13 protein-coding genes are annotated in these 12,374 nt (G+C 72.0%); 7 read left to right on the top strand and 6 right to left on the bottom strand.

Going from position 1 to position 12,374, the window contains the following annotated elements:
* Positions 1–52: 52 nt before the first annotated feature.
* Positions 53–1,171, bottom strand: coding sequence for a hypothetical protein (locus AB0N31_RS35625; RefSeq protein ID WP_366062681.1), 1,119 nt, complete (start codon positions 1,169–1,171; stop codon positions 53–55).
* Positions 1,172–1,301: 130 nt separating this feature from the next.
* Here AB0N31_RS35625 and AB0N31_RS35630 point away from each other — a divergent pair, with 130 nt between their 5' ends.
* Complete coding sequence (locus AB0N31_RS35630) at positions 1,302–2,456, top strand: cystathionine gamma-synthase (protein WP_366062683.1); 1,155 nt, start codon at positions 1,302–1,304, stop codon at positions 2,454–2,456.
* Between the two features lie 21 nt (positions 2,457–2,477).
* Here AB0N31_RS35630 and AB0N31_RS35635 read toward each other — a convergent pair whose 3' ends face one another.
* The 3 genes from AB0N31_RS35635 to AB0N31_RS35645 form a co-directional block, all read right to left on the bottom strand.
* Complete coding sequence (locus tag AB0N31_RS35635; RefSeq protein WP_366062684.1) at positions 2,478–2,726, bottom strand: hypothetical protein; 249 nt, start codon at positions 2,724–2,726, stop codon at positions 2,478–2,480.
* Positions 2,723–3,226, bottom strand: coding sequence for a sigma factor-like helix-turn-helix DNA-binding protein (locus tag AB0N31_RS35640; RefSeq protein ID WP_366062685.1), 504 nt, complete (start codon positions 3,224–3,226; stop codon positions 2,723–2,725). The genes AB0N31_RS35635 and AB0N31_RS35640 overlap by 4 nt, the downstream gene beginning before the upstream one ends.
* A 141-nt stretch (positions 3,227–3,367) precedes the next feature.
* Positions 3,368–3,874: a MarR family transcriptional regulator gene (locus AB0N31_RS35645; RefSeq protein ID WP_366062686.1), complete on the bottom strand. Its 507-nt coding sequence runs from the start codon at positions 3,872–3,874 to the stop codon at positions 3,368–3,370.
* A 163-nt stretch (positions 3,875–4,037) separates the two neighbouring features.
* Between AB0N31_RS35645 and ilvA the strand changes: the two genes are divergently transcribed.
* The 3 genes from ilvA (at position 4,038) to AB0N31_RS35660 (ending at position 7,351) form a co-directional block, all read left to right on the top strand.
* On the top strand, positions 4,038–5,267 hold the full coding sequence (ilvA, locus tag AB0N31_RS35650) for a threonine ammonia-lyase (RefSeq protein ID WP_366062687.1): 1,230 nt from the start codon (positions 4,038–4,040) through the stop codon (positions 5,265–5,267).
* Positions 5,268–5,507: 240 nt separating this feature from the next.
* Positions 5,508–6,497, top strand: coding sequence for an ATP-binding cassette domain-containing protein (locus tag AB0N31_RS35655; protein WP_366062688.1), 990 nt, complete (start codon positions 5,508–5,510; stop codon positions 6,495–6,497).
* The gene (locus AB0N31_RS35660; RefSeq protein ID WP_366062689.1) at positions 6,494–7,351 is read left to right on the top strand and encodes an ABC transporter permease; all 858 of its coding nucleotides are present in this window, start codon (positions 6,494–6,496) and stop codon (positions 7,349–7,351) included. The genes AB0N31_RS35655 and AB0N31_RS35660 overlap by 4 nt, the downstream gene beginning before the upstream one ends.
* 94 nt (positions 7,352–7,445) lie before the next feature.
* On the opposite strand, the gene greA is transcribed toward AB0N31_RS35660, so the two are convergent.
* Positions 7,446–7,946, bottom strand: a complete 501-nt coding sequence (greA, locus tag AB0N31_RS35665; protein ID WP_366062690.1) for a transcription elongation factor GreA — start codon at positions 7,944–7,946, stop codon at positions 7,446–7,448.
* Between the two features lie 170 nt (positions 7,947–8,116).
* Positions 8,117–8,515 (bottom strand): DUF4307 domain-containing protein, encoded by a 399-nt coding sequence (locus AB0N31_RS35670; RefSeq protein WP_366062691.1) that lies wholly within the window; start codon positions 8,513–8,515, stop codon positions 8,117–8,119.
* A 181-nt stretch (positions 8,516–8,696) separates the two neighbouring features.
* Here AB0N31_RS35670 and mca point away from each other — a divergent pair, with 181 nt between their 5' ends.
* The 3 genes from mca to AB0N31_RS35685 all read left to right on the top strand — a co-directional run bounded on the left by mca (position 8,697) and on the right by AB0N31_RS35685 (position 12,068).
* Positions 8,697–9,557: a mycothiol conjugate amidase Mca gene (gene mca / locus AB0N31_RS35675; protein ID WP_366062695.1), complete on the top strand. Its 861-nt coding sequence runs from the start codon at positions 8,697–8,699 to the stop codon at positions 9,555–9,557.
* Positions 9,550–9,795: a hypothetical protein gene (locus tag AB0N31_RS35680; RefSeq protein WP_366062692.1), complete on the top strand. Its 246-nt coding sequence runs from the start codon at positions 9,550–9,552 to the stop codon at positions 9,793–9,795. Before mca ends, AB0N31_RS35680 begins: the two co-directional genes overlap by 8 nt.
* A gap of 239 nt (positions 9,796–10,034) precedes the next feature.
* Positions 10,035–12,068, top strand: coding sequence for a thioredoxin domain-containing protein (locus tag AB0N31_RS35685; RefSeq protein WP_366062693.1), 2,034 nt, complete (start codon positions 10,035–10,037; stop codon positions 12,066–12,068).
* The last annotated feature ends 306 nt before the right edge of the window (positions 12,069–12,374 follow it).

Raw genomic sequence — 12,374 nt, forward strand, 5'->3', positions numbered from 1 at the left:
GCCTGGTCCACCGGCCGGGGCCCCGGCCGGTGGACCAGGCCCCGGGCCGGGCTCAGTGCGGGAGCGACGCGGGGCTGCCGCCGTTGGCCTCGTAACCCGCCACGGCCAGCGCGCGGTACACCGCGAACTCGCCCGCCGGGTCGGCGGACAGGGTCCAGGGCAGCGCGCCCACGTGGCCGTCGACGTGGATCAGCTGGTTCACCGCCTCCGACCAGCGTTCGGCGCGCACCAGGAAGAAGACCAGGAGGTGGCGCACGTGCGCCAGCATGGGGTCGTCGGGGCGGGCCGCGTGGACGGCGAACAGGGCGCCGTGGATCGCCTTGGTCACGACCTCGCTCTGGTAGAAACCGGTGACCAGGTTGACCTCGGGGAGGTGCTCGAACACCGCGAAGAGGGGCATGGCCGCGAGGAGGGAGCCCTGGGGGGCGCGGGCCGCCGCGGCCTCCGCGAAGGACATCGCCGTCTCGCGCGAGCCGTGCCACTTCTCGCACCAGTAGTGCAGGGCCGCCAGATGCGCGCCCATGTGCGCGGGGGCGCGGTCCAGGATCTTCAGCCACAGCTGCTCGAACTCGCGCTGCGAGTAGGCCAGACCGCGGGCCACCGACAGCTCGACGATGTACGGGACCGGGTCACCGGGGGCGAGCAGCGCCGCCTGCCCGCAGGCGTCCTTCGCCTCCTCCATGATGATCCGGAAGTCGTCCGTGCCGGGCGTCGAGGTGCGCCAGGCCTGCTGGACGAGGAACTCGGCGTGCACCGCCGCCCCGCCCGGATCCTCGGGCGCCTCGGCGCGCCACACCCGCAGCCACTGCCCGCCCGGCGTGTCACCGACCCCGCCGGGCCGCTGCTGGAGCTCCAGCGCGGCGGCGCCCGCGAAGGCCTGCACGCGCTGCCAGCGCCGCTCGCCCTCGATCTCGGTGCCCATCAGCAGTTGCCGGGCGGCCCGGTGGTCCTGGGTGCGCTGCACCACGTTCAGGACGTCGAGCAGGTCCTGGTCGGGTCCGGGCATGCGGATGTCCAGCTCCTCCTCGCGGACGAAGCCGTAGTCCGAGGGGTCCGCGGCGTCGGGGTGCCCGGCCGGTACCTGCTCGATCCCGCCGCGCCTGCGCCGCAGGAACGGCAGCAGCACGAAGCTGAGCATGACCAGCGCGATCAGGACCCAGAGAATTTCCATGCCCCAAGGGTTCCAGACGCCGCGGACAATTGGCCAACCTCCCCCACCTGCCTGTGGAAAACCTCCCGGTGGAGCGGCGGGCACCCCGCCCTCCCGCACCTTCGTCCCCGGCGCACTACGCTCGGTGCCCATGAGCGACAGGCACATCAGTCAGCACTTCGAGACCCTCGCGATCCATGCGGGCAACACCGCGGATCCCCTCACCGGCGCGGTCGTCCCGCCGATCTACCAGGTCTCGACCTACAAGCAGGACGGCGTCGGCGGTCTGCGGGGCGGCTACGAGTACAGCCGTAGCGCCAACCCGACCAGGACCGCCCTGGAGGAGAACCTGGCCGCCCTGGAGGGCGGCGTCCGGGGTCTCGCGTTCGCTTCCGGACTGGCGGCCGAGGACTGCCTGTTGCGTACGCTGCTCAGCCCCGGCGACCACGTGGTGATCCCCAACGACGCCTACGGCGGCACCTTCCGGCTGTTCGCGAAGGTCGTCTCCCGGTGGGGCGTGGAGTGGTCGGTGGCCGACACCAGCGACCCGGCCGCCGTACGGTCCGCGATCACCCCGAAGACGAAGGCGGTGTGGGTGGAGACCCCCTCCAACCCGCTGCTCGGCATCACCGACATCGCGGCCGTCGCCCAGGTGGCGCGGGACGCGGGCGCCCGGCTCGTCGTCGACAACACCTTCGCCACGCCGTACCTCCAGCAGCCGCTGGCGCTCGGCGCGGACGTCGTCGTGCACTCGCTGACCAAGTACATGGGCGGCCACTCGGACGTCGTCGGCGGCGCGCTGATCACGGGCGATCGGGAACTCGGCGAGGAGCTGGCGTACCACCAGAACGCGATGGGCGCGGTCGCCGGGCCGTTCGACTCCTGGCTGGTGCTGCGGGGCACGAAGACGCTGTCGGTGCGCATGGACCGGCACAGCGAGAACGCGACCAAGGTCGCCGACATGCTCACCCGGCACGCGCGCGTGACGAACGTCCTCTACCCGGGACTGCCGGACCACCCCGGTCACGAGGTCGCCGCCAAGCAGATGCGGGCGTTCGGCGGCATGGTGTCGTTCCAGGTGGCGGGCGGCGAGGAGGCCGCGGTCGAGGTGTGCAACCGCGCCGAGGTGTTCACGCTGGGCGAGTCCCTCGGCGGCGTGGAATCGCTGATCGAGCACCCCGGGCGCATGACGCACGCGTCCGCGGCCGGTTCGGCCCTGGAGGTCCCGGCCGACCTGGTGCGCGTCTCGGTCGGCATCGAGAACGTCGACGACCTCCTGGCGGACCTCCAGCAGGCCCTCGGCTAGGTCCTCGTCACGGGCCGGGTCTCACCAGCCGGTCAGGGGTGGGGTCGTCTCCGACGGCGGCTCCACCCACGGCTCGGCCACCGCCGCCCAGACGGCGAACGCGACGGCCGCCGCCCACAGCAGCAGCCACAGCAGGCGCCGGGCGAGCGTGCGGCGGCGGAGCATGCGGCTGCCGCGGCGGACGGCGTCCGTGTGCAGCTCGGGCGGCAGCCGGGGCACCGTCCGCTCCATGATCTGCCGTACGGCGGCCTCCCGCTGGGGCCGGTTCACGTCGGCGCCGCCTTCGCGGCGGAGGGCCGGGGCGAGGGCGGCGGGGGCGGGTGCAGGACGGTCGCCGTCGCCCGGTCGCAGAGGGTGTGGACGCGTTCCGTGGGCAGGCCGAGGAGGGCCGCGACCTGTTCCTCGCCGACGCCCTCGTGGAGCCTGAGGACCAGGATGAGGCGTTCCCGCGGAGTGAGGCCCGCCAGCGGGCCGGTGAGGTGCCGGCGGGACCGGCCCGGGGCGGCGTACTGGTGCCAGGCGGTGTCGGCGAAGCGGACGGCGAGGTGCCGGCGGGCGTGGTCGTAGGGGTCCTCGCCGTGCAGCCGGTCCCAGCACGCGTAGGTGTGCGCGAGGGCGTGCGTCAGCAGCCGTCGCGCGCGCGGGTTGTCGTCGGACGGTTCCCCGGTGAGCAGGGTGGCGGTCTGCGTCAGCCGCCCGCCCGCGCCCGCCACGAACGCCTCGAAATCCTTGGTCCGACGGGCGTCCCGGCCCGCATGCCGTGCTCGCACCGCGCGCCTCCCGCCTGCCGTCGACCCCCGGGAACGGATCCCGGCCGGCTGCGGCGAACGGGGACCCTGTCTCATATGAGGCCAGGGGCGGGCCGTCGGTCAAGAGCCGCGCACGCGCGGGACGCGCGCCGCGCGCGGGGATCAGGAAGCCGGTGCGGGCTCCGTGCCGGACAGGCCGGAAGAGGCCATCCGGGTGGACAGCGCGGTGTTGAAGCGGGTGAGGAGGGTGCAGAACGCCTCGCGCTCCTCCGGGCTCCAGTCGTCGGTCAGCTCGGCCATCAGCTGACGTCTGGAGGACCGCACCTCGTCCAGCCGGGACAGCCCGCGCGGGGACAGCTGGAGCACCACGGCCCGCCCGTCCTCGGGGTGCGAGGTGCGCTTGACCAGACCGGTGTCCACCAGCGGCGCCACCTGCCGGGTGACGGTCGACGAGTCGATGCCCATGCTCGCCGCGAGTGCCTTGACGCCCATCGGGCCTTCCTTGTCGAGGCGGTTGAGCAGCAGGTAGGCGGCGCGGTCCATGGAGTTGCGCACCTGCCCGACGCCGCCGAGCCGGGTCTGTTCGGCACGGCGTGCGAAGACCGCGACCTCGTGCTGCAGCGTGTCCAGAAGACCGGTGTCACCGACGGTCGTCATGTCCATCGACATTTCAGGTGTTGTGGGCATGGCCGGGGGCTCACTTCATGAAGGGGGTGCTGGGTTGGGGGACAGGGTACGCGGCCCGGAGGCGGGCCGTACCGGCGCTGCGGAAACCGGTCTCGGTGGTTGGTCACGGCGGTCGTTCCCGCCTGTGAACTGCGATGCTGGTGTCATGAGCTATGGCACGGCCGACTCCTTGCGGGCCGTCACTCTCGACGATGTGCGCGGCGCCCAGAAGATGCTGTCGGGGGTGGCGCGGACGACCGCGATGGAGGGCAGCAGGCACCTGTCCCAGCTCGTCGGGGCGCCGGTGCACCTCAAGTGCGAGAACCTCCAGCGGACGGGTTCGTTCAAGCTGCGCGGCGCGTACGTCCGGATCGCCGGCCTGCTGCCGGAGGAGCGGGCGGCCGGGGTCGTCGCGGCGAGTGCGGGCAACCACGCGCAGGGTGTCGCGCTGGCCTCCACCCTGCTGGGTGTGCGGTCCACGGTGTTCATGCCGACGAGCGCCCCGCTGCCCAAGATCAGCGCGACCCGGGAGTACGGCGCGCGGGTGTGCCTGCACGGGCAGGTGGTCGACGAGACGCTGACGGCCGCGCAGAAGCACGCGGCGGAGACCGGCGCGGTGTTCATCCACCCCTTCGACCACCCGGACGTGATCGCCGGGCAGGGCACGGTGGGTCTGGAGATCCTGGAGCAGTGCCCGGAGGTGCGGACGATCGTCGTGGGGATCGGGGGCGGGGGACTCGCGGCGGGCATCGCGGTGGCGGTGAAGGCGCTGCGGCCCGACGTGCGGATCGTGGGGGTGCAGGCGGAGGGCGCGGCGGCGTATCCGCCCTCGCTGGCGGCGGGCCGGCCGGTGTCGCTGCGCAGTCCGGCGACGATGGCGGACGGCATCAGGGTCGGCCGGCCCGGTGACGTGCCCTTCGGGATCGTCGGCGACCTGGTGGACGAGGTGCGCACGGTGTCGGAGGACGCGTTGGCGGCCGCCCTCCTGCTGTGTCTGGAGCGGGCCAAGCTGGTCGTCGAGCCGGCCGGGGCGAGTCCGGTGGCGGCGCTGCTGAGCGCGCCGGACGCCTTCGAGGGGCCGGTGGTCGCGGTGCTCTCCGGCGGGAACGTGGATCCGCTGCTGATGCAGCGCGTCCTGCGGCACGGCATGTCCGCGCAGGGCCGCTACCTGGCCGTCCGGCTGCGGCTGACGGACCGGCCCGGCGCGCTCGCGACGCTTCTCGGGGTGCTGTCGACGATGGACGCCAACGTCCTCGACGTGAGCCACGTACGGACCGACCCGCGGCTCGGGCTCACGGAGGCGGAGGTGGAGCTGCACCTGGAGACGAAGGGGCCGGTGCACTGCGCCGAGGTCGGCCAGGCCCTGCGCGAGGCCGGGTACACCGTCATCGACTGACGTCGGCACCCGTCGCCCGTCGCCCGTCGGCCTGCGTCGGTGCCGCACGCCGGCCGAGGCCGTCCGCCGGGCCGGGACCCTCTTGTCACTCGTTCGGGCAAGTCCGTTGAGAGACGCGATACATCGCGTTACGGTGTGAGTCACGCCATCTCGCCGACGCGCTCGAAGCGTCCCGGCCGAGCGGAACGAAACGCGCAAACCTAGTCTTTCCGAAGAATCCCCGACGACGTGGAGACTCACATGCCAGGCGCCATCCATGCCGAAGGCCTGGTGAAGACCTTCGGCGACGTAAGGGCTCTGGACGGCGTCGACCTCGACGTCCCGGAGGGCACCGTCCTCGGCCTCCTCGGGCCGAACGGCGCGGGCAAGACCACCGCGGTCCGCTGCCTGACCACCCTCCTGCGCCCGGACAGCGGCCGGGCCGTGGTCGCCGGACTCGACGTGCTCAAGCATCCCGACGAGGTCCGGCGCTCGATAGGCCTCTCCGGCCAGTTCGCCGCCGTCGACGAGTACCTGACCGGCCGCGAGAACCTCCAGATGGTCGGGCAGCTCTATCAGATGCGGGCGAGGGCCGCGAAGGCCCGGGCGGCCGAGCTGCTCGACCAGTTCGACCTCGCGGACGCCGCCGACCGCATCACGAAGACCTACTCCGGAGGCATGCGCCGCCGCCTCGACCTGGCCGCCGCACTCGTGGTCTCCCCGCCCGTGATGTTCATGGACGAACCCACGACCGGCCTCGACCCGCGCAACCGCCAGATGCTGTGGGAGGTGATCAAGCGCCTCGTCTCCGGCGGCACGACACTGCTGCTGACCACCCAGTACCTGGAGGAGGCCGACCACCTCGCGCACGACATCGCCGTCGTCGACCACGGCAAGGTCATCGCTTGCGGCACCTCCGACCAGCTCAAGGCCCGCACCGGCGGCGAGCGCGTGGAGGTCGTGGTGCACGACCGCGAGCACATGCCGACCGCGGTCGAGGTCCTGGCCGGCTTCGGCAAGGGCGACACCACCGTCGAGGAGCACACCCGCAAGCTCACCGTGCCCGTCACCGGCGGCGCCAAGCTCCTCGCCGAGGTCATCCGGGAGCTGGACATCCGCGGCATCGAGATCGACGACATCGGCCTGCGCCGCCCCACCCTCGACGACGTCTTCCTGTCCCTCACCGGACATGCCGCCGAGGACGGGCGCGAGGGCAGGTCCCAGGACAAGGGCAAGGAGGCCGTGAAATGAGCGCCGTCACCGACGCCGTCGCGGGCACGGCCCCGGGCAACCCGCTCGGGCAGAGCGTCCGGGACTCCCTGGTCGTTGCAAAACGCAACTTGATCCGGATGTCCCGGATCCCCGAGATGGTCGTCTTCGGGCTCATCCAGCCCATCATGTTCGTGGTGCTGTTCACCTACGTCTTCGGCGGATCCATGCGGGTCGGCGGCAGCACCAGTGCCGCCGACTACACGAACTTCCTCATGGCGGGCATCTTCGCCCAGACCGTCACCTTCGCCACCGCCGGCGCCGGCGCCGGCATCGCCGACGACATGCACAAGGGCCTCATCGACCGGTTCCGCTCCCTGCCGATGGCCCGCGGCGCGGTCCTCACCGGCCGCACCCTCGCCGACCTCGTGCAGACCGCGCTGACGCTGCTCGTCCTCGCCGTCGTCGCGCTCCTGGTCGGCTGGCGGGTCGGCTCCGACGGCAGCACCAACGCCGCACGCGTCCTGGCCGCCTTCGGCCTGCTGCTCCTCCTCGGCTACGCGTTCACCTGGATCGGCGCCCTCATCGGCCTGTCCGTCCGCACCCCCGAGGCGGCCACCTCCGGCGGACTGATCTGGCTCTTCCCGGTCACCTTCATCTCCAACGCCTTCGTGGACACCGCCAACATGACGCCCTGGCTGCGCCACGTCGCCGATTGGAACCCCTTCAGCGCCACCGTCGAGGCCTGCCGCGTCCTGTTCGCCAACCCGGGACAGTCGACCTCCGACGCCTGGCCCATGCGGCACCCGGTCTGGGCCTCGCTGATCTACTCGGTGCTGATCATCCTCTTGTTCCGCACCCTGGCGGTACGCAAGTACCGCTCGGCCACCGCGTGACCGCGCCGGGCCACCGGACATGAAAAGACCCCCGGCGCCACGGGCGCCGGGGGTCCGATCGGGAATGGGGGGCGGTGCGGACCGCTGAGGTCCGTCAGCCGTTGTAGGGCTCGGCCTTGAGGATGCGCACGGAGGCCTTCTTGCCGTTCGGCAGCTCGTACTCCGCGTCCTCGCCGACCTTGTGGTCGATCACGGCGGAGCCCAGCGGCGACTGCGGCGAGTAGGTCTCGATGTCGGCGCTCGCGTACTCGCGCGAGGCCAGCAGGAAGGACAGCGTGTCGTCCTCGTCGCCGTCGAAGGCGATCGTCACGACCATGCCGGGCGCCACCGCACCGTCCGTGGACACCGGGGCGGCGCCCACCTTGGCGTTGTCCAGGAGCTGGGTGAGCTGGCGGATACGGAGTTCCTGCTTGCCCTGCTCCTCCTTGGCAGCGTGGTACCCGCCGTTCTCACGCAGGTCGCCCTCCTCGCGCGCGGCCGCGATCTTGGCGGCGATCTCGGTGCGCGCAGGACCAGTAAGGTACTCAAGCTCATCCTTGAGCTTGTTGTACGCCTCCTGGGTCAGCCAGGTGACGTTCTCGCTGGTCTGGGTCACAGGGTGCTCCTCGTCGGTACTGGGAATAACAAAGCATCGCCCTACCTGGAAGCATGTTCCTCCACAGATGGGCGAAACCACGAGCCTAACAATTCAGCGGCCCAAAGGGGAGGACATAAGCCGTAAGATTTACGTCGACGCAGGTCAGTGCCCGCGTATTGCGGCGATGATCAGTCCGCGTGACAACCCAGCAATTCCGCCGTGGTGCCCCGGGACGTCGTACGGAGCGTGACCACCTTGTCGACCCGCGTGTCCGGGCCGGAGAAGCGGAAGTCGGCGCGGCCCACCTCGGCGCCGTTCTCGGCCTGCGAGCGGACCGTGCAGTAACCGCTCACCCCCGCGTCCTTGCGGACCTCGAGGTGCACCCGCACCGAGTCGTCCGAGACCTGGAAGGTGATCATCTCGCCGCTGATCTTGTTCTGGCCGACGTAGTGATAGGCGAAGTAGCCGATCAACGCGAGCAGCAGTGCACCCAGGACGGCGCCGGCCACCTTGAGCGTGCGGTCCGCGCGCTCGTCCGAGGAACGGCCGTAACGGCCCTCGGGCGGTCGCGTGCTCGCCGTACTCATGATCGTCCTCTCGGCAAGGCCTCCGGCCGGTCGGGCGGAGGTCCGAAAGTGGGCTGCCGGGGCAGGACCACGGAATTATTGGCCCCCCGATTCGGTCACTATAGAAGCCGCCGATCGCACCCGGTCCCACGGGGGCGCCGACTTACTGAGGATTTGAGTCTTGACTGACCAGCTGCGACTGATGGCCGTGCACGCCCACCCCGACGACGAGTCGAGCAAGGGCGCGGCCACCATGGCGAAGTACGTGTCCGAGGGGGTGGACGTGCTGGTCGTGACCTGCACGGGCGGGGAGCGCGGCTCCATCCTCAATCCGAAGCTCCAGGGCGACACCTGCATCGAGGAGAACATCCACGAGGTGCGCAAGAAGGAGATGGACGAGGCCCGCGAGATCCTCGGGGTCAAGCAGGAGTGGCTCGGCTTCGTCGACTCCGGGCTGCCCGAGGGCGACCCGCTGCCGCCGCTGCCCGAGGGCTGCTTCGCCCTCGAGGACGTCGACAAGGCGGCCGGTGAGCTGGTGAAGCAGATCCGCTCCTTCCGTCCCCAGGTGATCACCACCTACGACGAGAACGGCGGCTACCCGCACCCCGACCACATCATGACCCACAAGATCTCCATGGTGGCCTTCGAGGGCGCGGACGACACCGCGAAGTACCCGGAGAGCGAGTTCGGGCCGGCGTACCGGCCGCTGAAGCTCTACTACAACCAGGGCTTCAACCGTCCGCGCACCGAGGCGCTGCACCAGGCCATGCTCGACCACGGCCTGGAGTCGCCGTACGGGGACTGGCTCAAGCGCTGGAGCGAGTTCGAGCGGGTCGAGCGCACGCTGACCACGCACGTTCCGTGCGCCGACTTCTTCGAGATCCGGGACAAGGCGCTGATCGCGCACGCCACGCAGATCGACCCCGACGGGGGCTGGTTCCGGGTGCCGATGGAACTCCAGAAGAAGGTCTGGCCGACCGAGGAGTACGAGCTGGCGAAGTCGCGCGTCGACACCTCCCTCCCCGAGGACGACCTCTTTGCGGGCATCCGCGACAATGCCTGACATGAGCGCAAGCGTGAGCCTGGCAATGACGCACCTCGTCCCCCTCGCCAAGGAGGTCGACGAGAACAAGGTCACCCCCGGCGTCCTCGGCTTCATCGTCTTCGCGGCGATGGCGATCGCGGTCTGGGGCCTGATGAAGTCGATGAACCGCCGCATGGGCAAGGTCGACTTCGTGGAGACCCCGGAGGACTCCTCCGGCGAGACCACCACGGAGAAGCCCACGCCCGCCAAGGGCTGAGCCGGGCCGCACCTCCGGACCGCCTGCACCGCCACCCGCCCGCGCGGGCAGCGGTCCAGGCGGCCTGCGCCGCGCCGACCCTCGCGGCCGCGGGCTGCGCCCGTCGGCGGCTCCGGCCCCCGCCCCCGGAGCCACGACGGTACCGGCTCGCGCCGGCAGCGGTCGGTGGTGCACCCGCGCCCGGTCGGCGCAGGGCGTCGGACGCGTTCCGGGACGGGCCCTGCGGCAGGATGGACCCCATGGCGAACCGACTGGCCCATGAGACGTCCCCGTACCTGCTCCAGCACGCAGACAACCCGGTCGACTGGTGGCCCTGGTCGGCGGAGGCGTTCGAGGAGGCGCGCCGGCGGGGTGTGCCGGTGCTGCTCAGCGTCGGGTACTCGAGCTGCCACTGGTGCCACGTCATGGCTCACGAGTCCTTCGAGGACCAGGCCACCGCCGACCACCTCAACGAGCACTTCGTCAGCGTCAAGGTCGACCGTGAGGAGCGGCCCGACGTCGACGCCGTCTACATGGAGGCCGTGCAGGCCGCGACCGGGCAGGGCGGCTGGCCCATGACCGTGTTCCTCACGCCGGACGCCGAGCCGTTCTACTTCGGCACCTACTTCCCGCCCGTGCCCCGGCAGGGCATGCCGTCCTTCCGGCAGGTGCTGGAGGGCGTGCGGCAGGCCTGGGGCGAGCGGCGGGACGAGGTGGCCGAGGTCGCCGGGAAGATCGTGCGCGACCTCGCCGGACGCGAGATCTCCTACGGGGACGGTCTGGCGCCCGGCGAGCAGCAGCTGGCGCAGGCACTGCTCGGGCTGACCCGGGAGTACGACCCGCAGCGCGGCGGGTTCGGCGGGGCGCCGAAGTTCCCGCCGTCCATGGTGATCGAGTTCCTGCTGCGCCACCACGCGCGCACCGGGGCCGACGGCGCCCTGCAGATGGCGCGGGACACCTGTGAGCGGATGGCCCGCGGCGGGATCTACGACCAGCTCGGCGGCGGCTTCGCCCGCTACTCCGTCGACCGGGACTGGACCGTGCCGCACTTCGAGAAGATGCTGTACGACAACGCGCTGCTGTGCCGGGTGTACGCCCACCTGTGGCGGTCGACCGGGTCCGAGCAGGCCCGGCGGGTCGCGCTGGAGACCGCCGACTTCATGGTGCGGGAACTGCGCACCGCGGAGGGCGGGTTCGCCTCCGCGCTGGACGCCGACAGCGACGACGGGAGCGGGCGGAACGTGGAGGGGGCGTACTACGTCTGGACGCCCGAGCAGCTCACCGACGCCCTGGGAGCCGAGGACGCGGCGCTGGCCGCCGCCCACTTCGGGGTGACCGACGAGGGCACCTTCGAGGAGGGTGCCTCCGTGTTGCAACTGCCGCAGCGGGAAGGCGTGTTCGACGCCGAGAAGATCGCGTCGGTGAAGGAGCGGCTGCTGGCCGCGCGGGCGGAGCGGCCCGCACCCGGCAGGGACGACAAGGTCGTCGCCGCCTGGAACGGTCTCGCCGTCGCCGCGCTCGCCGAGACCGGCGCCTACTTCGACCGGCCCGACCTGGTGGACGCGGCCGTCGCCGCCGCCGACCTCCTCGTCCGGCTGCACCTCGACGACCAGGCGCGGCTCACCCGGACCAGCAAGGACGGCAGGGCCGGGGCCAACGCGGGCGTCCTGGAGGACTACGCCGACGTCGCCGAGGGCTTCCTCGCGCTGGCCGGGGTGACGGGCGAGGGGGTCTGGCTGGACTTCGCCGGGTTCCTGCTCGACCACGTGCTCGCGCGCTTCACCGACCCGGAGTCGGGGTCCCTGTACGACACGGCGTCGGACGCCGAGCAGCTCATCCGGCGCCCGCAGGACCCGACCGACAACGCGGTGCCCTCCGGGTGGTCGGCGGCCGCCGGGGCGCTGTTGTCGTACGCCGCCCACACGGGGTCGCAGGCGCACCGCGCCGCGGCGGAGAAGGCGCTGGGGGTCGTGAAGGCGCTCGGGCCGCGGGTGCCGCGGTTCATCGGATGGGGTCTGGCCGCCGCCGAGGCGCTGCTCGACGGGCCGCGCGAGGTGGCCGTCGTCGGACCCTCGCTCGACGATCCCGCCACGCGCGAGCTGCATCGTGCCGCGCTGCTGGCGACCGCGCCGGGAGCGGTGGTGGCCTGTGGCACGCCGGGGAGCGAGGAGTTTCCGCTGCTCGCCGACCGGGTGCTGGTGGGCGGGGCGCCGACGGCGTACGTCTGCCGCGGGTTCGTGTGCGATCTGCCGGTGACGGAGGTGGACGCGCTGCGCGCGAAGCTCACCCCGTGAGGTGGGGGCGTCGGCTGCGGCGCGGGGGGCGGCGCGGCGGGAGCCGGTCGCGCCCCGCGGCGGAGCGGCACGGGTGACGGCTCCGCCTCCGGCGGACGCGGCCGTGTGACCGCCGGCCGCGTCCGCCGACGGGGCCCGGCCCGGTGGTTTATCGGCCTGGACCGCGACAGGGACGGCATCGCCTGCGGAAAGGGCGAGGTGAGGAAGGGGCGGCGCTAGGGCGTGTTTCGAAAGTCCCGTCTGCCCGGCGACGCCTGGCACGCACGCTCGCCGCGTTGTCGGGATCGCCCCGATACAACCAGTATC

This window comes from Streptomyces sp. NPDC051051, from assembly GCF_040682975.1.
Lineage (GTDB): Bacteria > Actinomycetota > Actinomycetes > Streptomycetales > Streptomycetaceae > Streptomyces.

Excerpts from the sequence above, each read along its gene's own strand:
- mca (WP_366062695.1), top strand. The coding sequence starts at position 8,697 with ATGGCCGTGCACGCCCACCCCGACGACGAGTCGAGCAAGGGCGCGGCC.
- AB0N31_RS35645 (WP_366062686.1), bottom strand. The coding sequence starts at position 3,874 with ATGTCGATGGACATGACGACCGTCGGTGACACCGGTCTTCTGGACACG.
- AB0N31_RS35655 (WP_366062688.1), top strand. The coding sequence starts at position 5,508 with ATGCCAGGCGCCATCCATGCCGAAGGCCTGGTGAAGACCTTCGGCGAC.
- AB0N31_RS35685 (WP_366062693.1), top strand. The coding sequence starts at position 10,035 with ATGGCGAACCGACTGGCCCATGAGACGTCCCCGTACCTGCTCCAGCAC.
- AB0N31_RS35660 (WP_366062689.1), top strand. The coding sequence starts at position 6,494 with ATGAGCGCCGTCACCGACGCCGTCGCGGGCACGGCCCCGGGCAACCCG.
- AB0N31_RS35625 (WP_366062681.1), bottom strand. The coding sequence starts at position 1,171 with ATGGAAATTCTCTGGGTCCTGATCGCGCTGGTCATGCTCAGCTTCGTG.
- ilvA (WP_366062687.1), top strand. The coding sequence starts at position 4,038 with ATGAGCTATGGCACGGCCGACTCCTTGCGGGCCGTCACTCTCGACGAT.
- AB0N31_RS35680 (WP_366062692.1), top strand. The coding sequence starts at position 9,550 with ATGCCTGACATGAGCGCAAGCGTGAGCCTGGCAATGACGCACCTCGTC.
- AB0N31_RS35630 (WP_366062683.1), top strand. The coding sequence starts at position 1,302 with ATGAGCGACAGGCACATCAGTCAGCACTTCGAGACCCTCGCGATCCAT.
- AB0N31_RS35670 (WP_366062691.1), bottom strand. The coding sequence starts at position 8,515 with ATGAGTACGGCGAGCACGCGACCGCCCGAGGGCCGTTACGGCCGTTCC.